Annotated in this window: 21 protein-coding genes; 11 read left to right on the plus strand and 10 right to left on the minus strand. The window is 67.8% G+C overall.

Annotated elements, in window-relative coordinates; translation table 11 throughout:
* Position 1: 1 nt before the first annotated feature.
* Positions 2 to 694, plus strand: a complete 693-nt coding sequence (locus MTAB308_RS24750) for a GntR family transcriptional regulator (protein WP_077103007.1) — start codon at positions 2 to 4, stop codon at positions 692 to 694.
* A gap of 69 nt (positions 695 to 763) precedes the next feature.
* Entirely contained in the window at positions 764 to 1,126 is a 363-nt protein-coding gene (locus MTAB308_RS24755) for an Rv1352/Rv1906c domain-containing protein (RefSeq protein WP_077103009.1), read from the plus strand.
* Here MTAB308_RS24755 and MTAB308_RS24760 read toward each other — a convergent pair.
* The 7 genes from MTAB308_RS24760 to MTAB308_RS24790 are packed head-to-tail and all read right to left on the minus strand — an operon-like array spanning position 1,123 to position 8,770.
* Positions 1,123 to 1,785, minus strand: coding sequence for a class I SAM-dependent methyltransferase (locus MTAB308_RS24760; RefSeq protein ID WP_077104760.1), 663 nt, complete (start codon positions 1,783 to 1,785; stop codon positions 1,123 to 1,125). The two genes, MTAB308_RS24755 and MTAB308_RS24760, sit on opposite strands and share 4 nt — an antisense overlap.
* An 11-nt stretch (positions 1,786 to 1,796) precedes the next feature.
* A complete protein-coding gene (locus MTAB308_RS24765) occupies positions 1,797 to 3,338 on the minus strand; it encodes a class I adenylate-forming enzyme family protein (RefSeq protein ID WP_077103011.1) in 1,542 nt (513 codons plus the stop codon).
* Positions 3,331 to 4,884 carry a class I adenylate-forming enzyme family protein gene (locus MTAB308_RS24770; RefSeq protein ID WP_077103013.1) on the minus strand — a complete coding sequence of 518 codons (1,554 nt, stop codon included), beginning with the start codon at positions 4,882 to 4,884 and terminating at the stop codon, positions 3,331 to 3,333. The genes MTAB308_RS24765 and MTAB308_RS24770 overlap by 8 nt, the downstream gene beginning before the upstream one ends.
* On the minus strand, positions 4,874 to 6,349 hold the full coding sequence (locus MTAB308_RS24775) for a class I adenylate-forming enzyme family protein (protein ID WP_077103015.1): 1,476 nt from the start codon (positions 6,347 to 6,349) through the stop codon (positions 4,874 to 4,876). Before MTAB308_RS24775 ends, MTAB308_RS24770 begins: the two co-directional genes overlap by 11 nt.
* Positions 6,349 to 7,149 carry an enoyl-CoA hydratase/isomerase family protein gene (locus MTAB308_RS24780; RefSeq protein WP_077103017.1) on the minus strand — a complete coding sequence of 267 codons (801 nt, stop codon included), beginning with the start codon at positions 7,147 to 7,149 and terminating at the stop codon, positions 6,349 to 6,351. Before MTAB308_RS24780 ends, MTAB308_RS24775 begins: the two co-directional genes overlap by 1 nt.
* Positions 7,140 to 7,952 carry an enoyl-CoA hydratase/isomerase family protein gene (locus tag MTAB308_RS24785; protein ID WP_077103019.1) on the minus strand — a complete coding sequence of 271 codons (813 nt, stop codon included), beginning with the start codon at positions 7,950 to 7,952 and terminating at the stop codon, positions 7,140 to 7,142. Before MTAB308_RS24785 ends, MTAB308_RS24780 begins: the two co-directional genes overlap by 10 nt.
* Positions 7,949 to 8,770, minus strand: coding sequence for an enoyl-CoA hydratase/isomerase family protein (locus MTAB308_RS24790; RefSeq protein WP_077103021.1), 822 nt, complete (start codon positions 8,768 to 8,770; stop codon positions 7,949 to 7,951). The genes MTAB308_RS24785 and MTAB308_RS24790 overlap by 4 nt, the downstream gene beginning before the upstream one ends.
* A 128-nt stretch (positions 8,771 to 8,898) precedes the next feature.
* On the opposite strand from MTAB308_RS24790, the gene MTAB308_RS24795 reads away from it, so the two are divergent.
* Positions 8,899 to 9,555: a hypothetical protein gene (locus tag MTAB308_RS24795; protein ID WP_077104762.1), complete on the plus strand. Its 657-nt coding sequence runs from the start codon at positions 8,899 to 8,901 to the stop codon at positions 9,553 to 9,555.
* The gene (locus tag MTAB308_RS24800) at positions 9,552 to 10,448 is read left to right on the plus strand and encodes an enoyl-CoA hydratase/isomerase family protein (protein ID WP_077103023.1); all 897 of its coding nucleotides are present in this window, start codon (positions 9,552 to 9,554) and stop codon (positions 10,446 to 10,448) included. The genes MTAB308_RS24795 and MTAB308_RS24800 overlap by 4 nt, the downstream gene beginning before the upstream one ends.
* A 124-nt stretch (positions 10,449 to 10,572) precedes the next feature.
* On the opposite strand, the gene MTAB308_RS24805 is transcribed toward MTAB308_RS24800, so the two are convergent.
* Positions 10,573 to 11,337, minus strand: coding sequence for a TetR/AcrR family transcriptional regulator (locus MTAB308_RS24805; protein WP_077103025.1), 765 nt, complete (start codon positions 11,335 to 11,337; stop codon positions 10,573 to 10,575).
* Positions 11,338 to 11,476: 139 nt separating this feature from the next.
* Here MTAB308_RS24805 and MTAB308_RS24810 point away from each other — a divergent pair, with 139 nt between their 5' ends.
* On the plus strand, positions 11,477 to 12,274 hold the full coding sequence (locus tag MTAB308_RS24810; protein ID WP_077103027.1) for an SDR family NAD(P)-dependent oxidoreductase: 798 nt from the start codon (positions 11,477 to 11,479) through the stop codon (positions 12,272 to 12,274).
* Positions 12,275 to 12,307: 33 nt separating this feature from the next.
* A complete protein-coding gene (locus MTAB308_RS24815) occupies positions 12,308 to 13,324 on the plus strand; it encodes a dihydrodipicolinate synthase family protein (RefSeq protein WP_077103030.1) in 1,017 nt (338 codons plus the stop codon).
* A gap of 62 nt (positions 13,325 to 13,386) precedes the next feature.
* On the opposite strand, the gene mbp1 is transcribed toward MTAB308_RS24815, so the two are convergent.
* Both mbp1 and MTAB308_RS29085 read right to left on the minus strand, forming a co-directional pair.
* Positions 13,387 to 13,626: a microaggregate-binding protein 1 gene (gene mbp1 / locus MTAB308_RS24820; protein ID WP_077103032.1), complete on the minus strand. Its 240-nt coding sequence runs from the start codon at positions 13,624 to 13,626 to the stop codon at positions 13,387 to 13,389.
* A gap of 93 nt (positions 13,627 to 13,719) precedes the next feature.
* Complete coding sequence (locus MTAB308_RS29085) at positions 13,720 to 13,932, minus strand: hypothetical protein (protein WP_173842228.1); 213 nt, start codon at positions 13,930 to 13,932, stop codon at positions 13,720 to 13,722.
* Between the two features lie 62 nt (positions 13,933 to 13,994).
* Here MTAB308_RS29085 and MTAB308_RS24825 point away from each other — a divergent pair, with 62 nt between their 5' ends.
* The 5 genes from MTAB308_RS24825 to MTAB308_RS24845 all read left to right on the plus strand — a co-directional run bounded on the left by MTAB308_RS24825 (position 13,995) and on the right by MTAB308_RS24845 (position 18,958).
* Positions 13,995 to 14,267: a GlsB/YeaQ/YmgE family stress response membrane protein gene (locus tag MTAB308_RS24825; protein WP_077103036.1), complete on the plus strand. Its 273-nt coding sequence runs from the start codon at positions 13,995 to 13,997 to the stop codon at positions 14,265 to 14,267.
* Between the two features lie 158 nt (positions 14,268 to 14,425).
* Complete coding sequence (locus tag MTAB308_RS24830) at positions 14,426 to 15,268, plus strand: enoyl-CoA hydratase (RefSeq protein WP_077103038.1); 843 nt, start codon at positions 14,426 to 14,428, stop codon at positions 15,266 to 15,268.
* 29 nt (positions 15,269 to 15,297) lie between these two features.
* Entirely contained in the window at positions 15,298 to 16,500 is a 1,203-nt protein-coding gene (locus MTAB308_RS24835) for an amidohydrolase family protein (protein WP_077104764.1), read from the plus strand.
* 11 nt (positions 16,501 to 16,511) lie between these two features.
* Positions 16,512 to 18,131: an acyl-CoA synthetase gene (locus MTAB308_RS24840; RefSeq protein WP_077103040.1), complete on the plus strand. Its 1,620-nt coding sequence runs from the start codon at positions 16,512 to 16,514 to the stop codon at positions 18,129 to 18,131.
* Positions 18,128 to 18,958, plus strand: a complete 831-nt coding sequence (locus tag MTAB308_RS24845; RefSeq protein ID WP_077103042.1) for an amidohydrolase family protein — start codon at positions 18,128 to 18,130, stop codon at positions 18,956 to 18,958. Before MTAB308_RS24840 ends, MTAB308_RS24845 begins: the two co-directional genes overlap by 4 nt.
* Position 18,959 lies beyond the last annotated feature (1 nt).

Raw genomic sequence — 18,959 nt, forward strand, 5'->3', positions numbered from 1 at the left:
GATGACCGTTCCGGATTTCGCCGCGCGAACCCAACTTTCCGACGACGTCGCGCGCCTGATCCGCACCAGGATCTTCGATGGCGGCTACGCCGCGGGGTCCTACATCCGGCTGGATCAACTGGCGGCGGAGCTGGGGATCAGCGTCACACCGGTGCGTGAGGCGCTGTTCGCGCTGCGCGCCGAAGGCTTGATCGCCCAGCAGCCGCACCGCGGCTTTGTGGTGTTGCCGGTGACCGGGCGCGACGTCGCCGACGTGGCGAACGTGCAGGGCTACGTTGGCGGGGAGCTCGCCGCACGGGCCGCGGTCAACATCACCGACGACCAACTGCGCGAACTCAAACAGATCCAGGCGGAGCTCGAAGAAGCCTATGCCGGCGCCGACAACGACAGGACCGTCCGCCTCAACCACGAGTTTCACCGGGCCATCAATGTCGCCGCGGATTCGCCCAAACTCGCGCAGCTGATGTCGCAGATCACCCGTTACGCACCGGAATCGGTGTTTCCCGCGATCGAAGGCTGGCCGGAGCAGTCGATGAGGGATCATCGGCGGATCCTGTCCGCGCTCAAAAAACACGACGACGAGCTCGCGCGGGCGGCGATGTCGCAGCACCTCGCCGCCGGCGCGGTGCCGCTGATCGAGCACCTCGCCGCGCGCGGGGTCGTGGTCGACGGGAGCCATCCGACCTCGGGTTAGCTGTTGTTGCCAGGGCACGTCTGGGCATAGGCTGCGATCGGAGGGGGCAACAACATAGAGCGAGGAAACGTGCCCCGAACTATTTGCGCATCGGCACTGTTCGTTGCATCCGTGGTGGCGATCGCCCTTGCGCCGCCGGCGGTCGCCGACCCGCTCGATCCGATTCCCGGCAACGGTGTTTTTGTGGTAGGGCCTGACATCGCGCCGGGCCTGTACCACACAGGCGGTTCGGGGTCGGCCTTCGGAGTGTGGATCAATAACGTGCCCACCCAGGATTCGATGTGTTCGTGGTTCACCTACAGCACGCCCGACGCGAACAAGGACCATGTGCTCCAGACGAACACCTCGATCGGCCCGATGTTCGCGAACATCAACTCTTCGGTCAAGGCCTTCGAGTCGCAGAACTGCCAACCCTGGACGCGGGTCCCCTAAGCCTGCCGACGGACGGCGCGATAGATGGAGATAGATCCGCTGAGCGTCTCGAAGACGCGCGTCTCCTGGACATCCTCAAACCCGACGTCGGTCATCAGCTCGGGCAGCACGCCTTGAGCGTTCGGCTCGGTGTTGTCGAAGCCGTCGCCCTTCTGGACCATTCGGAACCGACTGCGCATCTTCGGCGTGCGCTGCAAGCCATAGTCCGCGACATGCAAGCTGCCGCCCACCGCGAGCGCCGCGTACATCGACGCCAGTCCGGAGCGCTTCTCCGCCAGCGGGACTTGATGAAACATCAACGAGGACAGCACCTTTGTGACGCGACGACCGCGCAGCAAGTCGGCGCTGTCACGCGCGAAACCGGCCAGCAGCTCCACCGGCGTCCCCACCCCGGCAAGCTTCGCGCGAGCGCGCCGGCGGATCGCGTCGTCGGGATCGATTCCGATCAATCTAGCCGTTGGGCAGGCCCGCGCCAGCAATCGCAGTTGCGTGCCCGTTCCGCACCCGATGTCGGCGATGACGTCGCCCCGCGCGGGTGCCACTTGCTTCAGCAGCGCCGGGCGCCAGTGGCGCGCGCGGGTCAGCAGGAAGCTCAGGACGTCGTACGTCCATAGCTGTGGCGCTGCCGGTACGAAATCCTTGGCGGGTTGCTCGCCCATTCCGGCCATCGCTAAGCCCGCTCCCCGGTTCGATTCGCCGTCATCAACATCTCGCGCAGCCGCCGAACGTCGACCTTGCCAGTGGCGCCGCGCGGCACATCATCGTCGGAGTCCAGCACCAACCAGACCGCCGGGACCTTGAACGCACTCAACAACTTTCGGGCCGCCACACGCAGCTGGCCAGCGGTCAACGCGCCGTCGCATACCACCGCCGCGCCCACCCGCTCGCCCTGACGGCCCGGCACATTGGTGACGTAGGCATTGCCGACGCCATCGATGGTGCGCAGCGCCCGCTCCACCTCGCCGGGGTAGACGGTGGCGCCGCTGACCTTGAACATGTCGTCGCACCGGCCGTGGTAGAACAGGAACCCGTCGTGGTCGAGGTGACCGAGGTCGCCGGTGGGGTAGAAGCCGTCGGGGGTGAACAGCTCCTCGCGGCTGCGCCGGCAGATGCCGCGCAGCGTGTGTGGTCCCCGGATCTGGATCTCCCCAACGGATCCCGGGGGTGACGGTCGGCCGTCGGTGCCGACGATGCGGACCTCCATGCCGGAAAAGGGTTTCCCGCAGCTGCCCCACGCCGACGGCGGCATGTCGGTGTCGGCGGCGTACCCGCAGTACGGCCCGAAGGCCTCCGTCATGCCGAACAGCGTGGCCCGGGCGCCGGGTTGGGCCCGCTGTTCGGTCGGGAGCAGGGCCTCGAGGCTGCCCGGCCGCAACGCCGACAGGTCGGCGCCGACGGTGTCGGCGTGCCGCGCCAGCGCCTCGGCCTGGTCGGGCCAGCCGCGAAACAGCGTGACCCGCTCGGCTTCCAGTAGCCGCAGGGTGGTCTCGGACCGCGGTATTTCCTCCGTTACCAGGGTGGCGCCGGCCAGCAGTGCGGACAGGATCCCGCTGCCGTAGCCACCCACCCAGAAGAACGGCATCGGCAGATACAGGCGGGTGTCGGGCGTGATGCAGCGCGCGGCAAGGCCCGCGCGCACCGCGCCCAACGCGTTGCCGTGGGAGTGGATGACCCCCTTGGGGGTTCCGCTGCTGCCCGAGGTGAACATGACGACCAACGGGTCGGCGGGGGTGACCGTCTCGGCCAGGGCGTCGACGATCCGCCGGGCCTTCTCGCCGGGGGTGGCCCGCGCCAGCTCGTCGGCCGGCCAGACCCGGCGCAGGGCGGGAAAGTCCAGCGCCGGCACGGACTGCAGGTCGTCCAGGTAGCGGTGACCGCGGAACTCCTCGACGCTGAGCAGGAATTGGACGGACGCGGTCCGCAGCTGCGCCACCAGTTCGCCGGCTTGTAGCAGCGTGCTCAATGGGACCAGCACGGCGCCGATGCGGGCCAGCGCGATCGCCACCTGCACCCAGCGGGCGCCGTTGGGCATGATCAGCCCGACGCGGGTGCCCTTGCCGACGCCGGCGTCGACGAAGACCGTGGCCAGATCTCTTGTGGTGGTGTCGAGTTCGCGATAGCCGATTCGGGCCGCCGGGTCGATCACCATCGGCTTGGCGCCGTGCCGCGCGGCCCTGGAACGAACCAGTTCGTCGACGGTGCGCTCAGGCATCGAACAGCTTCCTCAGTCGCTGCAGGTCGACCTTTCCGCTGGACAGCAGCGGCACGTCGGCGGCGGGTAAAGCCACGATCCGCCTGGGAATCTTGTACGCGGACAGCGTCTCCCTGAGCCGCTCGCGCAACGCCGCCTCGTCGAACGCGCCCTGGTCGTCGGGCACCACCACGACGGCCGCCACCAGCTCCCCGCGCCGGGTGTCCGGAATCGCGACGACGTGGGCGACCACGCCGCCCGCCTTTGCGATGGCCTGCTCAACCTCGGCCGGCGAGACGTTGGCACCCGCCGTCTTGATCATCCCGCTGAGCCGGCCGACGAAGTAGAAGAACCCGTCGGCGTCCTCGCGCACCAAATCGCCGGTGTGAAACCAGCCGTCGGCGTCGAAGCACTCCTCGCGGCTGCGCTGGTAATACCCCTGCATCACGTACGGCCCGCGGATGCACAGCTCGCCGACGCCCGACTCGTCCCGGCCCACAATCATGGTGTCGAATCCCGGCGCCGGCCTGCCGAAGGAGCCGCGACGGCTTTCGGGTTGGTCGGATTCGTCGCCGCTGACCAGCACCACGCTGCCGGCCTCGGTCAGCCCCAGCATGTTGTGCCGCAGCTCCGGATCGGCCGGTCGCGCGCCGGGCGCCATGATCGGGTACAAATTACCCCGACGCATCGACGACAGGTCTCGCCCTGGAAAGCTCGGGTGGTCCGCCAGGTGAGCGATGCCGGCGGCGAAACCGTTGGTGATGGTGGGCCTTTCGCGTTCCAGCAGGTCGAGCGTGCGGCCCGCGTCGGTGGCGTTCGAGCACACCAGTGTCGACCCGGCGACCAACGTGGCGAGCAGGCCGAACGCGAAGCCGCCGATCCAGAAGAACGGTGAATTGCAGAACAACCTGTCGGATGCGGTCAGGCCGCGGATCTCGTTGAGGTTGCGCTGATGGGCGAGCAGCGCGGCGTGCGTGTGCACCACCCCCTTCGGGGTGCTGGTGGAGCCCGACGTGTAGACGATGGCCAGCGGATCACAACCGTCGACGTCGTCCTCCATCGCCGCCAGCAGTGCGGGATCGACGCCCGGCGCGAGCCGGCACGCCCGTTCGGCGTCGACGATGACGCGGCGCAATTGTGGTGTGGCGGTGACGAACAGTCGGTCGTCGCCATCCAGCTCGGCATGCTCCAGCACCTTCGCCAGTCGCCGCACGTAGTCGTGGGAGCGAAACGATGGCGTGGCCAACAGGATTTCGGTGTCGCTGTCCACCAGCTGCTGGCGCATCTCGGCGGCGGTGACGAACGTGGAGAACGGGATCACCACCGCGCCGATGCGCGCCGCCGCGAGCATCCCGACGACGAACCCGGCGCCGTTCGGGTAGAGCAACCCCACGTGGGTGCCCTTGCCCGCCCCGCGAGCGATCAGTGCGCGGGCCAGCTCCGCCGAACGCCGGTCCGCCTGGGCGTAGCCGAGGCGGTCGTCGTCGCAGACCAGCAGCGGGTGGTCGCCGCGCGAACGGGCTTGACATCGCAGGGTTTCCGCAACCGTGAGCGGGTCACCGGGCATGGTCGCGCTGGGCTGTGATTTCCGAGGCGCCGCCGAAGAAGAGCCGGACCGCTGCGAGATCGGGTTTGCCGGAGGGGCTCCGGGGGATGGCGTCGACGATCGCGATCTCGGCCGGGATTTCGTACCGGGCCAGTCGGGTTCGCAGGTAGTCCACCAGCGTGTCGACATCCGCGGAGGCGGCCTCGCGCAGCTGCACCATCGCGACGGGCGTCTCGCCGAGGCGTCGATCGGGCCGCCCGACCACGGCCGCGCCCGCCACCGCGGGGTGACCCTCCAGCGCCACGCGCACCTCGTCGGGCATCACCTTGAACCCGCCGCGGATGATCGCCTGGTCGGCCCGCCCGACGATCCAGACGAAGCCGTCGGCGTCGATGCGCGCCAGATCCGTGGTCCGCATCCAGTTCGCCGCCGGGCCGAGTTGTCCCGGCTTGACCTCGAGCAGGCCCACCCGGTCGGGCCCGAGGGTCGCGCCCTCGTCGTCGACCACCCGAAGCTGCGCGCCCGGGTTGGCCCGGCCGACGCTGCCGCGCTTGGCTTGCCAGTGTTCCCGGTGGTCCGCGAGGGTCCAGCCGGCGACACCGCCGCCGAATTCCGTTGCGGCATAGGAGGTCAGCACCGGGATGCCGAACTTGTCGGTGAAGGCGTCGGCATCGTCGGCCGAAAGCGGGGCCGTGCCGCACGTGACGGCGCGGATGCTTTCCAGGTCGGCCCGCGTGAGATCGGAGTGCAGCACCGTCCGCAGCGCGGCCGGCACCAGCGACACGGTGCGGGGCCGGTGCCTGCGCACCGCGTCGGCCCACGCCCCGAGCTCGAATCGCTCCAGCAGCACAAAGGGTCTGGCCTCGGCGATGCATTGCAGGACGCGGAACACGCCGCCGATATGCACCAGCGGCGAGTTGACGATCGCGACGCCGCGCCGCAGCTCCGTGGGCGCCGCCGCGACGCCGGGGTCGGGGCCCATGACGCTGCGGGCCAGCATGTCGTAGCTCAGGTCGATCCGTTTGGGCGGACCGGTCGTTCCGCTGGTCAGCATCCGCACCGCCACGCCCGGCTGTGCGGCGGATCCCTCGCTCCCGCAGGCGGGAACGCCGTCCAGGGACGCCGAAATCTCCAGCGTCGCGGTCCCCGGCGGAACCAGCGTGGCCAGGTCGTCGGCCTCGCCGATGATCAGCGGCAGCCGCAGCGCGGCGATGTCGGCCCGGGTGCGCTCGTCGCCGCGGGCGGGGTTGATGGCGACGACGGTTCCGCCGCCCAGCAGCACCCCGAGGAAGGCCGCCACCTGGCCGGGCCGGTTGCGCAGCAGCATCCCGACGCTGCCGCTTGCACCGGCCAGGGACGCGATGCTCCGGGCCGCGTCGCCCACCCGCCGCCACGAGATCCATTGCCCCTCATACTCGATCGCGTGCGCGTCCGGCCGCAGTTCGAGCACGTCCGCGATGCGCCGACCGAGCGGGTGCAGAGGCATCAGCGGATCTTCGGTTCGTGCGCACCGACCCCGCCTTGCCGGGCGGCCAGTTCGGCGGTGCCGAGCGGGTTGCCCAGCCGCGTATAGATGAGTCCCTGCTCCATGGCGGCGCGGTAGGGCTTGTCCAGCGATTCCCAGATCGCCTTCACGGTGCCCTGGGTCGCCGACGGCGGCTTGGCGGCGATCGTCGCGGCGATTTCGTGGGCGCGGTGCCACAGCCGGTCGGCGGGGACCACCTCCGTCACCAATCCGATCCGCAGCGCGGTGTCGGCGCACACCCGTTCGTCGTTGCCCATCAGCGCCATCCGCAACGTCTCGCCCAGCCCGACGCGCCGCATCAGGCCGATGGGCTCCAGCGCGCACACCAGCCCGGCCGAAACGTGGGAGTCGAAAAACGTCGCGTCCTGCGAGCAGATGACCACGTCCGATTCGTTGAGGAAATAGAACGCCCCGGCGGTGCACATGCCCTGAACGGCGCACACCACCGGCTTCCACATCTTCTGCCACTTGGGGCTGAGCGCTTCGCCCGGATCCTCGTGATTCCAGACGTTTTCGGGTTGGCCGTACGGCGTCTTGACGTCGAGCCCGGCGCAAAACGCTCGGTCGCCGGCCGCCCGCAGCACCACGGCGTGCACCGACTCGTCGAGTTTGACCGCCTGCCAGGCCCGGGCCATCTCCTCGCACATGGTGCGGTCGAACGCGTTGAGCCGCTCGGGCCGATTGAGCGTGATGGTCGCGACGTGATCGCCCGCGTCGACGTCGAGGAGGATCGTCTCGAAACGCGCTGCACTCACCGGCATTTCCAATTTGGTTGACGTTTTTCGACGAAGGCCCTCGGGCCTTCCTGAGCGTCCTCCGTCCGCAGCACGCGCTCGCGAAAGGTTTCGGCGAGTATCTCCGCCTCGTGCAGCGGCACGTTCAGGCCCTTGAGGATGGCCAGCCGGGTTCCCCGGACCGCCAGCGGTGCATTGGAGTTCACGACGTCGGCGATCTCGCGGGCCCGGTCCAGCAGGCGGTCGTGCTCGACGATTTCGCTGATCAACCCGAGCTCGTAGGCGCGTTGCGCGCTCATCCGTTCGTGCTTGCCCATCAGGGCCATCCGCAGGGCGATCGAGCGGGGCAACACCCGGGATATCCGCACCAGTTCCCGTCCGGCCACCAGCCCGATGCTGACGTGCGGATCGAAAAAGGTCGCCTGCTCGGAGGCGATGACGATGTCCGTGGTCGTGACCCAATCCATGCCGGCGCCGCAGCACAATCCGTTGACGGCGGTCAGCACCGGCTTGGCCATAGTGCGAAACGGGGGAGTGCCCTCCTGCGGGGCCTCCCACTGGTCATACGTCGACAGGTACGGCCGCTCGTAGATCACCTTGCCGTCTTCGGGGATCTCTTTGACGTCGGCGCCTGTGCAGAACGCGCGGCCGGTGCCGGTGACGATCAACAGCCACACCTTGTCGTCGTTCTCGGCCTCGTCGTAGGCGGCGCGGAGTTCGGTGATCATGTGCGGGCTGAGCGCGTTGAGGGCCTCCGGGCGGTTCAGCGTGATGGTGGCGGTATGGCCGTCGAGTTCGTATGTGATGGTGTCGAACGTCGGCATGGTCATCGGCCCTCAAATCTCGGTGCGCGTCGTTGCCGAAACGCTTCCAGTCCCTCTTTGAAATCGCCCGTCCGGCAAGAGAGTTCCAGATTGAACAGCTCCTGCGTCATGGCCTGGCCCAGCGTCGCGTGCTGGCCGAAACCCAGCGCCTGCTTGGCCAGCCCGATCGCCGCCGTGGGACCGCCCGCCAGCCGCTCCACCAGCTTCCCGGCGGTGTCGTTGAGGTCGGGCCCCGGGACCGCCTGGTGGATCAGGCCCCAGTCGGCCGCATCCGTCGCGCCCACTTTCTCGCCGAGCAACAGCATCCGCCTGGCCCGCGCCACACCGACCAGCCTCGGCAGCAACCAGGTGGAGCCCGAATCGGGACTGAAGCCGCGGTCCACGAACGGTTCCCAGAACACCGCATCCTCGGCGGCCACGGCGAAGTCGGCGGCCAGCGCGAGATTGCAGCCGAACCCCACCGCCCAGCCCCGCACGCTGCAGACCACCGGCAGCTGGACGCTCGTCACGAGTTCGATCACGCGGTGGGCGGCGAGGGGGATCCGCCGCACCAGATCGCCGGCGCGCGGACGTTGCCCGCCGGGATCGTTGGCGGCGACCCAATCGGCGCCGGCGCAGAAGTCGTCCCCGGCCCCGCCGATGTGAATCGCGCGCAGCGAATCGTCGGCGGCGGCACCGGTCAACGCGTCGACCAAAGCCTCGATCATCAAGTGGGTCAACGCGTTACGCCGGGCGGGGCGGTCGAGTGTGATCCGCAAGACCGCGCCATCCCGGCGCGCCGTCACCGAACCCTCGGCGCCGGCCGTATCGGCCTCGTGATTCACCGTGTACCCGGCCTTTCCCCGCCGATACGGTTACCCATACAGTAGGCAATACGATTGATACGGGTATAAGTTAGCAAGGAAACTCCAACGACGGAACAACCGGGAGAGCCCCGGTGAAAGCGGGCGGTATGGTCGGCGACGCAAAGTTCGGGGAGGCGCCGCTTGCCCAGACGGTTGCGGCCGCCGGCGCCATGCGTCGCCTCAGCTCGCTGCTGCTCTCCCTCGAACACCCGCACCCGACGGTGGACGCCATGCTCGCGAAGTTCGCCGAATGGGAGGGTGAGCTGACCCCCGCCGCCGCGCCGGACCCGGCGCCGCGCATCGGCGAGGTTCCCGGCGATCCCCGGCGGGTCTACCTCAACCACGCCACCGACATCGGCGCCTACAACCCGTGCTTTCCCGAATACCGGTTCGATCGGCTCGACGCCGAGAAGGCCGGCGGGGTGGTGTGCTTCCCGCTCGTCTACGAGGGGCCACCCGGCCTGGTGCACGGCGGCTTCCTCGGCGTCTTCTTCGACTGCGTGATCCAGCACCACAATTGCGTCACCGGTCTTTCCGGCAAGACGCGGTCGCTGCTGGTCAACTTCCGCCGGCCGACCCCGGTGCTCACCGAGCTGCGATTCGACATCGATCGGTCGCACGTCGAGCGGGGCATCGCCTCGAGCGCGCGGCTGCTGCTCGGCGACGAGGTGCTCTGCACGGGTGAGGTCACCACGTTGGCGTCGCCGCCGGAGAAGCTGACCGGATTCAAATTCGGCAGGCGGCGAAAGGAATCCGGCACATGAGCTCCTCCAACGTTTCCGACGACCGGGTGCTCTTCGAGGTCGAACCCGATCGGCGAATCGCGACCATCACTTTGAACAACCCCAAGCAGCGCAACTCGTATGACGCCGCGATGCGCGAGGCCATCGCGCGCTGCCTGGATCGGGTGGCCGACGACGACGACCTGACGGTGGTGCTGTTGCGCGGAGCACAGGGCGTCTTTTCCACCGGCGCCGACATGAACAACGCCTACGGCTGGTACGGCGACAAGGCCCAGCCGTCCGATGACGCCGCCGCCAAGCGCCGCCCCAGCCAGCGCCGCCGACTCACGGTGGACCGCAAGTCGTTTGGCTTCTACCACAACCTGCTGGGCTTCCCGAAGGTGACCGTGGGCGAGATCGCCGGCTATGCGCTGGGCGGTGGTTTCGAGATGGCGCTGATGACGGACATCTCCGTCATTGCGCGCGACACGAAGATCGGCATGCCGGCGACCCGCTTCCTCGGCCCCGCGCTCGGCAGCCTGCACATGTTCTTCCATCGGTTGGGCCCGGTGCTGGCCCGGCGTCTGCTGTTGACCGGCGACATCGTCGACGCCGGCGAGGTCGAGCACCTCGGAATCTTCACCGACACATGCGATCCCGGCTCGGTGACGGCGCGGGCGCGGTATTGGGCCGAGAAGGTGGCGAAGATGCCCGCCGACGGGGTCGTCATCGCCAAGGAAGCCTTCCGCCTCGTCGAGCAGACGCAGGCCTATAACGGCGAGGAAGTCGCGAGCTATCTGTTTCACGCCTTCGGGACCAACTTGCAGTTCGCCCCCGGCGAGTTCAACTTCGTCAAGACCCGCGCGCAGCACGGCGCCAAGGAGGCGTTCCGGCTGCGTGACGAGCACTTCCACGTGCCGGAGCCCGAGGCGTGACCACTTCCGCCACAACGCTTCCGGAGTGGCCGGGCGATCACGCCGAGCGTGCAGCCAGCGCGAAAAATTGGCCAAAAAGCCGCCGCAGGTTCACGCTCGGCGTTTCGCAGCGGCGAGGTCGGCCTTAACGCGCCTTGGTCGCCTTGCGTGGCCGGGACGGGGCCGAAGCTTTGGCGCCCTTCTTGATCAGGCTGCTGGCATGGTCGAGGATGCAGTCCAGCCCGAACTCGAAGTTCGCTTCGTCGGGCGCGGCGATGCGGTGTCCCTGCCCGGTCACCTGAGCGATCAGCGGAGTGGTGGCCGGATCGATCGCCACCGCATCCTCGATGGCGCGCGGTCCGCTGTCCGGCGTCTGATTCTTGTCGTAAAGCCGTTGCAGCACCACCGAACCGCGGACGTGGAGCGAGACCGCCGAGTAAGTGTCGAAGGCATCCTCGGGCGACAGGCCGGCCTCCACCAGGTTGGCGATCGCGCGCTCCATCTCCTGAGCGCCCACCCGCGCCGCCTTCGGACTCAGGGCGGCGCGAATCAGGATCAGGTCGCACAGGATTGGGTTGCCCATGAATGTCTTGCGCATCAGGCGGGCATGGTTGCGCAGCGTCTCGCGCCAATCGCTGGCTTCGACATAGGGCGTGGCGAAGACGTACTTGCTCAGGGCGCGGTCGGTCATGGCGTTGAGCAGGTCGTCCTTCTTGCGGAAGTACCAGTAGATGCTGGTGACGCCCACGCCGAGGTGTTTGCCCAGCAGCGGCATGCTCAGGTTGTCGATCGACACTTGCTCCGCGAGTTCGAATGCGCCACTGATGATGTCGTCGGGATTGATGGACCCGCGTTCACGCCGTTGACGCTTCTCGGCGGTTGCCTGCTTTGCCACTACGGGCACCTCCATCAGGATTTGGCCGTGCCACCGGTAGAATGGAATCTACCGGTGGTTCCTCTCTGACCTGCGTATATGCGTGCGTGTCGTCGGGTTTTCCGTTTGCTACTGTAATACCTATCGTAGGCTTTTTGGTAAAACGGCTGGACACATGGATCTAGGGCTGGCGAATGCCACGGCGGTGGTGGTCGGTGGTGGTCGCGGGATGGGGTTGGCGACGGCACGCTGCCTGGCCGACGAAGGGGCCCGGGTGGCGGTGGTCGGCCGCAGCCGCGACGCGCTCGATTCCGCGGTGGCCGATTTGACCGGACGCGGCAGCGCGGACGCCCTCGGCCTGGTGGCCGACATCGGTGACGCCGCCGCGGTCGACGAGGTGTTCGCCGACCTCGCCGCGCGATGGGACGGCGAGCTCAACGTGCTCATCAACACGGTCGGCCCGGGCGCGGCGGGCGGCTTCGAGGATCTGACCGACGAACAGTGGCACCGGGCCGTTGAGGACGGGGTCATGGGCATGGTGCGCTGCGTCCGTTCGGCACTTCCCCTGCTGCGCAAGGCGCAATGGGCGCGGATCGTCAACTTCTCGGCGCACTCCACCCAGCGACAAAGCGTCATGCTGCCCGCCTACACCGCCGCCAAGTCGATGCTGACGAGCGTCTCCAAAAACCTGTCCCTGCTGCTGGCCAAGGACGAGATCCTGGTCAACGTGGTGTCGCCGGGCAGCATCGCGTCCGAATCCCTGGTCGGCTGGGCGAAGTCCGTCGGTGTGGACGGCAACGACCCGTACGCGCTGATGGGCGCGATCGCCGAGCATTTCGGGCATCCCGCGCAGATGCCGCGGGCCGGCCTGCCGGAAGAAATAGGACCGGTCGCCGCCTTCCTTGCGTCGCGGCGCAATTCCTACATGACCGGTGCCAACATCAACGTCGACGGTGGTTCGGACTTCACCTGACCGAAATCGTTTGGCCGACAAAAGGAGTCGATTGTGGCGACGGCGACCGAGGCGCGCACCTGGGCGCGCGGGGCACTGCGGGGAATCGGCGACTCCCTCTACACGCCGTTCTGCGGCACCGACGGCGATGACATCGACTGGGACGCCTACCGGACCCTGGTGCGCTACTGCGTCGGCGATCTCGGGCACCCGATGCTGTGGTGTACCAGCGGGATCGCCGAGTTCTGGTCACTCACCCTGGATGAGCGCAAGCGCCTACTCGAGGTGGCAATCGAGGAGGCACGCGCGCTGAACCCCGATGTCGTCGTGCAGGCCTGTACGGCGGCGATGTCGGCGAAGGACTGCTTGGAACTGACCCGCCACGCCCAGGAGGCGGGTGCCGACATCGCCTACATCCAAACGCCGATGATGGAGGCGCACGGCGGCGAGGGCGTATTGAGGTTCTTCTCCTACATCGCCGCGCGCACCGATATCGCCTTGGGCATGTTCAACTCTCCGTCTTCCGGCTACGTGCTGACCCCGGCGGAAAGCGCGCGAATCTATGACGAGGTGCCCGCGGTGTGCGCCACCAAGGAGGGCGCGTTCCGGCCTGAGGCGAGCCGGCGACTGCACGAATTGGCGCCCGACCTCGCGGTCTGGGAATGCGACCGGACCGTGTACCGCGCGGGGTGGCTGCGCGCCGGTATCGTCTGCCCGGCGCAATTGGGCACGGCCGGCTATCTATTCGAGACGCCGCAACGGCGCTTGTTCTCCGAATACTGGGAGCTGGTGCTGGGCGACAAGCTCCTCGAGGCGATGGACTATGGGCGGGAATCCGGGATGGACCAGTTCGACCTCGACATCGGGTCGTGGTGGACCTGCTACCCGGGGCGGCCGGACTACTTCACCCACTGGGGTGGGGCCTTCAAGTACGCCGCGTCGCTGCTGGGACTGCCGATTGGCGACTATCCGCATTCGCGGCCCCCGCAGGCCGAACTGCCGCCGGAGGCAAAGGCCCAGATCGAAAACGCCTACCGGCGGGGCGGTCTCCTCGAAACGGCGTTGCAGTAGAACGGCTTTCACAGCGAAGCGGGCCCGGTATCTGACCGGGCCCGCTCGCCAGGCTGGGCCGTCTAGTTCTGCTCGGCCCGCTCACGCGCCTCATACGCCTTGGCCTTGCTACGCGCCTTCTCGGCGGCGGCTTCCTTCTTCCCGGCGCTGCGCTGCGCGTCGGCCTTGTCCTGCTGCGCCTGGCCCTCGTTGATCAGGTCATTACGGCCGATGATGATGCCGATGACCTGCTTGGTCTTGCCGAAAACATCCTCGATGATGCCCCGGACCAGCTCGATCGGACCGCTCTTGGCGTCAACCATTGCATTCCCTCCCGTTGATAAATGCCTTGACTTCTAGGCTTCCCGGTCAGGTGGCTGGGGTAAACCTGCGCCACCGTGGCGCCCGCCACAGCCCTAGTTCGCGGCCACGACGGGCGCGGTGTCGGCCGGAGTGGCCTGTTGAGCGGGGATTCGGCGCCGTCGCACCCGTAACGCGAGGCCGGCCAGCACGCCGATCAGCGCCACCCAGAACAGGATCTGCGCGCCCGTCAGTGCCAGCTCGGCCCGCAATGCCACCGTGCGCGCCTGGCGCATGCGGTGAGCAAGCGCGTTCCACGTCGTCTTCATCAGTCATCGGTAACCCCCGCATCGCCATCCCAAACCCGATCGCCCGCGGTTACGATCGGGCGGTGCTCACGCTGGGTGTCATCGGCTGGATCGTCATCGGGGGCCTGGCCGGCTGGCTGGGCAGCAAAATCACTGGGACCGACGCGCAATTGGGGCTGCTCCTCAACATCGCGGTCGGCGTCGTCGGCGGGTTGATCGGTGGTTTTCTGCTGCGCGCCATGGGCGTCAGCGTCGACGGCCGAGGGCTGTTGTTCTCGTTTCTGACGTGTCTGCTGGGGGCGCTGATCCTGCTGGCGATCGTCAAGCTGATCACCCGCGGACGGGCGTCCCGCTAGCGGTCGCCGTGGGCAGCCCGGCGCGCCGAAAATCGCTGTTTAGTTGCGGTTCACCCGGGCGTGGCGGCGGTTGTGGAATGCGCTACCGATAGGTATACAGTATGCGTACAAAGACGGGGTGATTTCCGTAGGTCGAGGGTGAGGAGGTGCCGCGGCAGATGTCCGGCAGCGACGGTGCTTCCGAAGGCGCCGTGCTCTACGAGGCCACGGCGAGCGGCGTCGCAATCCTCACCTTCAATCGTCCGGATCGCCTCAACGCCTGGGGCCCCGACATCGCCGCCGCGTTCTATGCCGGGATCGACCGCGCCGAAAAAGACCCCGACATCCGGGTGATCGTGGTGACCGGTCGGGGCAAGGGATTCTGCGCCGGGGCGTACCTGGGCGCGCCGAGTTCGGCGGCCAGCTATGGCAAGACGATGGAGAAGGCGGGTCAGACCGACCTGGCCGAGTTGGTCGGCGAGCGCCCACCGCATTTCGTGACCGCGCTTCGCAAGCCCGTCGTCGCGGCGATCAACGGCGCCTGCGTCGGCATCGGCCTGACCCAGGCCCTGATGTGCGACGTCCGCTTCGCGGCCGCCGGGGCCAAGTTCGCCGCGGTGTTCGCTCGCCGGGGACTGATCGCCGAATTCGGCATCTCCTGGATACTTCCGCGGTTGACCACCTGGGGGGTTGCGCTCGACCTGTTGCTCAGCGGCCGCACCTTTCTCGCCGAGGAGGCGGCCGAGCTGGGCCTCGTCAAAGAAGTCGTCGACCCCGAACACCTGATGACCCGCGCCCTCGAGTACGCGGAGGACATCGCACGAAACTGCTCGCCCGCCTCGATGGCAGTGATCAAACAGCAGGTCTACGGCGACGCCACCCGCGACGTCGCCGACGCCACGGCGCGCGCCGAGGTCCTGCTGCACGAGGCGATGCCCCGACCGGACGTCATCGAAGGGATCACCAGCTTCCTCGAGAAGCGCCCGCCCCAATTCCCTTCGCTCACTTCAACCGAAGCTTAATTGTGCCGGTGGCACCGGAAAGGATGATCATGGCTGACTTGGATTACCGGCCGATCGACGTCGACAACCACTATTACGAGCCGCTGGACGCCTTTACTCGCCACTTGGACAAGACGTTCAAGCGCCGCGGCGTGCAGATGGTCAGCGACGGCAAGCGCACCTGGGCCGTGATCGGGGACCGCGTCAACCATTTCATTCCCAACGTCACCTTCGACCCGATCATCGTGCCGGGCTGCCTCGACCTGTTGTTCCGCGGTGAGATCCCCGAGGGCGTGGATCCGGCCTCGCTGATGAAAGTCGAGCGGCTGGGCGACCACCCCGAATATCAGAACCGCGATGCGCGGGTCGCGGTGATGGACACCCAGGACATCGAAACGGTATTCATGCTGCCGACTTTCGGATGCGGCGTCGAGGAGGCGCTCAAGCACGACATCGAGGCGACGATGGCGTCGGTGCACGCGTTCAATCTCTGGCTCGACGAGGACTGGGGCTTCGACCGGCCCGATCACCGCATCATTGCCGCGCCGATCATCTCGCTGGCCGATCCGGCCGAGGCGCTGCGAGAGGTCGATTTCGTGTTGGCCCGCGGCGCCAAGCTGGTGTTGGTTCGGCCGGCGCCGGTGCCCGGCGTGGTCAAGCCGAGGTCGCTGGGCCACCCCAGCCACGACCCTGTGTGGGCCCGGCTGGCCGAGGCGGGCGTACCGGTGGGCTTTCACCTCAGCGACAGCGGCTATCTGCACATCGCGGCGCAGTGGGGCGGCAAGGCGACCTTCGAGGGGTTCGGCGAAAAGGACCCGCTGGATCAGGTGCTCCTCGACGACCGCGCCATCCACGACACGATGGCCTCGATGATCGTGCACGGAGTTTTCACCCGCCACCCCAAACTCAAGGCGGTCAGCATCGAAAACGGCTCGTACTTTGTGCACCGGCTGATCAAGCGCCTCAAGAAGGTGGCCAACAATTACCCGCGGCATTTTCCCGAGGATCCGGTCGAGCAGCTGCGCAACAACGTCTGGATCGCGCCGTATTACGAGGACGACCTGCCGGAGCTGTCCAACGCGATCGGCATCGACAAGATCCTGTTCGGATCCGACTGGCCGCACGGTGAAGGCCTCGAGTCGCCGGTGTCCTTTGTCGAAGAGCTCGTCGGTTTCAGCGATTCCGACATCCGAAAGATCATGCGCGACAACGCCCTCGACCTGCTCGGTGTCCAGGTCGGATCGTCTGCCTAGCCGCTGACGCCATGAGCGAATGGACCGTGGGCGCCGTTCTCGACGCCATCGCCGACGTCATCGGAGACCGTCTGATGACCGTCTGCGGTGACCGCCGGAGCACGTTCGCCGAATCGGCGAGCCGCACCACCAGGCTGGCGAACTTCCTCAGCGGCAAGGGATTCGGGGCCCACGCCGAGCGTGAGGAGCTCGAACCGTGGGAGTGCGGTCAGGATCGGGTCGCGCTGCTGATGTACAACGACCTGTACCCCGACATGGTGATCGGATGCCTCAAGGCGCGCACCGTTCCGGTCAACGTCAACCACCACTACTCGCCGCGCGAAATCGCCGACCTGCTCGCCTACGTGCGCCCCCGCGCAATCATCTACCACCGCGCCCTGGGCGCCCGGTTCGCCGACGTGCTGCCCCCCGACGGGACCGAGCTGCTGGTGTCCATCGACGACGGCAGCGGCGCACCGGAACTGCCCGGCGCCGTGTCGCTGGACGACGCGCTGGCCGCCGGGGACCCGCACGCGCGCCCGGTGGGGTCGCCGGACGACCTGATCATGATGTGCACCGGCGGAACGACGGGGCGCCCCAAGGGGGTGCTGTGGCGCCAGAGCGACATGTACGTGTCCTCGATGGTCGGCGCCGATCACGACAGCGTCACCGAGATCCACGACAAGGTGCGCGGCGGCGGCCCGCCCTGGTTCGCGGTCTCCCCCCTGATGCACGCGGCGGGCATGTGGACCGCGTTCGCGGCGCTGTGCGCCGGGCTGCCGGTCGTGCTCTATGACGACCGCAACAAGCTCGACGTGCGTTCGGTGTGGAAGACCGCCGAGCGGGAGAAGGTGGGCATGATGACCATGGTCGGCGACGCGTACGCCGGGCCGCTGATCGCCGAACTCCGCGCGGGTCGATACGACCTGTCCTCGCTGAACGCCATCGGGACGGGCGGGGCCGCCACCAACGCGAAATACAAACGGGCACTGATGGAATGCCTGCCACACATCACCATCATCGAGGGCTACGGGTCGTCCGAGAGCGGCAACATGGCGTTCGGGCACAGCCGCGAGGGGACGGCCAGCGAGACCTTCCAGCCCAGGGAGGGGGCCACCGTCGTCTCCGCCGACCGCAAGCGGTTCCTGCGCCCCGGCGAACAGGAGGTCGGCTGGGCCGCCAGGACGGGCCGGATTCCGCTCGGGTACTTCGGCGACGCCGAGGCCACCCGGCTGACCTTCCCGCAGATCGACGGGCAGCGCGTGGTGATACCCGGTGACCGGGCGGCCCTGGAAAAGGACGGCACCATTCGGCTTTTCGGCCGCGACTCGCTGGTGGTCAACACCGGCGGCGAAAAGGTGTTCGTCGAAGAGGTCGAAGAGGTGCTCCGGGCGCATCCGAGCGTCGCCGACGCCCTCGTGGTGGGGCGGCCGAGCGAGCGGTGGGGCCAGGAAGTCGTCGCGCTCGTCGCCGCGCACCCGGGCGCCGACCTGAGCGCCGACGGGCGGGCGCTCTACACCTTCTGCACCTCGCAGCTGGCGCATTTCAAGGCGCCCAAGGCGTTCATCTTCGTCGAGCAGATCCAGCGCCTCGGCAACGGCAAGCCCAACTACCGGTGGGCCCGAGAGCAAGCCGAAGAGAAGGTGTCATGAACACCCAAGCGATCGACTGCCTGATCAACGTGCACTTCGGGGAAGCCGACTCCCAGCCGACCTGGATGCTCAAGGTCCGGGACGACTACTTCAAGGGCCCGGAGTCGATGTTCGCGCCGGTGGATCTGTCCGAGTTGCTCGACGAGATGGATGAGCAGGGCGTGCAGAAGGCCGTCCTGATGGACTCGATCGCCAGCCCGTCGACGACCGCCCGCAAGTTCGTCGATGCCAGGCCGGACCGGTTTGCCCTGGCGATGGGTGGGGTCAACCTCCTGCGCCCGGTGCGGTCGTTGCGCGAGTTGACCGCGGTCGCCGGCGACCTGCCGGTCGCGTATGCCGTAGTGGGACCGAGCTTTTGGGGTGACGGGCAGTACCCGCCCAGCGACGCCGTGTACTACCCGCTCTACGCGAAATGCGCGGAACTGGAGCTGCCGCTGTGCATCAACACCGGCATCCCGGGCCCGCCGATTCCCGGAGAGGTGCAGCACCCGATGCACCTGGACCGCGTCTGCGTGCGGTTCCCCGAGCTCAAGCTGTGCATGATCCATGGGGCCGACCCGTGGTGGGACGTCGCCATCCGGCTGCTGCTCAAGTACGCCAACCTGCGGCTGATGACCTCGGCGTGGTCGCCCAAGCGGCTGCCGGAGAGCCTGCTGCACTACATGCGAACGCGCGGTCCCGACAAGGTGATCTATGCGTCGGACTGGCCGGTGCTGCGCATGCGCCGGGTGATCCCCGAAGCCCGGGCGCTGGACCTGCCGCCCGAGGTGCTGGACAACTACCTGTACAACAACGCGCGGGCATTCTTCTTCGGGAAGGAACATTGAC

The sequence above is a fragment of the Mycobacterium terramassiliense genome (genome assembly GCF_900157385.1).
In the GTDB taxonomy this organism is placed as follows: Bacteria; Actinomycetota; Actinomycetes; order Mycobacteriales; family Mycobacteriaceae; genus Mycobacterium; species Mycobacterium terramassiliense.

Bases quoted from the DNA above. Each gene is read 5' to 3' on its own strand.
- MTAB308_RS29085 (WP_173842228.1), bottom strand. From the start codon at position 13,932: ATGAAGACGACGTGGAACGCGCTTGCTCACCGCATGCGCCAGGCGCGC.
- MTAB308_RS24750 (WP_077103007.1), top strand. From the start codon at position 2: ATGACCGTTCCGGATTTCGCCGCGCGAACCCAACTTTCCGACGACGTC.
- MTAB308_RS24770 (WP_077103013.1), bottom strand. From the start codon at position 4,884: ATGCCCGGTGACCCGCTCACGGTTGCGGAAACCCTGCGATGTCAAGCC.
- MTAB308_RS24805 (WP_077103025.1), bottom strand. From the start codon at position 11,337: ATGGAGGTGCCCGTAGTGGCAAAGCAGGCAACCGCCGAGAAGCGTCAA.
- MTAB308_RS24780 (WP_077103017.1), bottom strand. From the start codon at position 7,149: ATGCCGGTGAGTGCAGCGCGTTTCGAGACGATCCTCCTCGACGTCGAC.
- MTAB308_RS24775 (WP_077103015.1), bottom strand. From the start codon at position 6,349: ATGCCTCTGCACCCGCTCGGTCGGCGCATCGCGGACGTGCTCGAACTG.
- MTAB308_RS24800 (WP_077103023.1), top strand. From the start codon at position 9,552: ATGAGCTCCTCCAACGTTTCCGACGACCGGGTGCTCTTCGAGGTCGAA.
- MTAB308_RS24795 (WP_077104762.1), top strand. From the start codon at position 8,899: ATGGTCGGCGACGCAAAGTTCGGGGAGGCGCCGCTTGCCCAGACGGTT.
- MTAB308_RS24845 (WP_077103042.1), top strand. From the start codon at position 18,128: ATGAACACCCAAGCGATCGACTGCCTGATCAACGTGCACTTCGGGGAA.
- MTAB308_RS24840 (WP_077103040.1), top strand. From the start codon at position 16,512: ATGAGCGAATGGACCGTGGGCGCCGTTCTCGACGCCATCGCCGACGTC.
- MTAB308_RS24785 (WP_077103019.1), bottom strand. From the start codon at position 7,952: ATGACCATGCCGACGTTCGACACCATCACATACGAACTCGACGGCCAT.
- MTAB308_RS24810 (WP_077103027.1), top strand. From the start codon at position 11,477: ATGGATCTAGGGCTGGCGAATGCCACGGCGGTGGTGGTCGGTGGTGGT.
- MTAB308_RS24760 (WP_077104760.1), bottom strand. From the start codon at position 1,785: ATGGGCGAGCAACCCGCCAAGGATTTCGTACCGGCAGCGCCACAGCTA.
- MTAB308_RS24765 (WP_077103011.1), bottom strand. From the start codon at position 3,338: ATGCCTGAGCGCACCGTCGACGAACTGGTTCGTTCCAGGGCCGCGCGG.
- MTAB308_RS24830 (WP_077103038.1), top strand. From the start codon at position 14,426: ATGTCCGGCAGCGACGGTGCTTCCGAAGGCGCCGTGCTCTACGAGGCC.
- mbp1 (WP_077103032.1), bottom strand. From the start codon at position 13,626: ATGGTTGACGCCAAGAGCGGTCCGATCGAGCTGGTCCGGGGCATCATC.
- MTAB308_RS24835 (WP_077104764.1), top strand. From the start codon at position 15,298: ATGGCTGACTTGGATTACCGGCCGATCGACGTCGACAACCACTATTAC.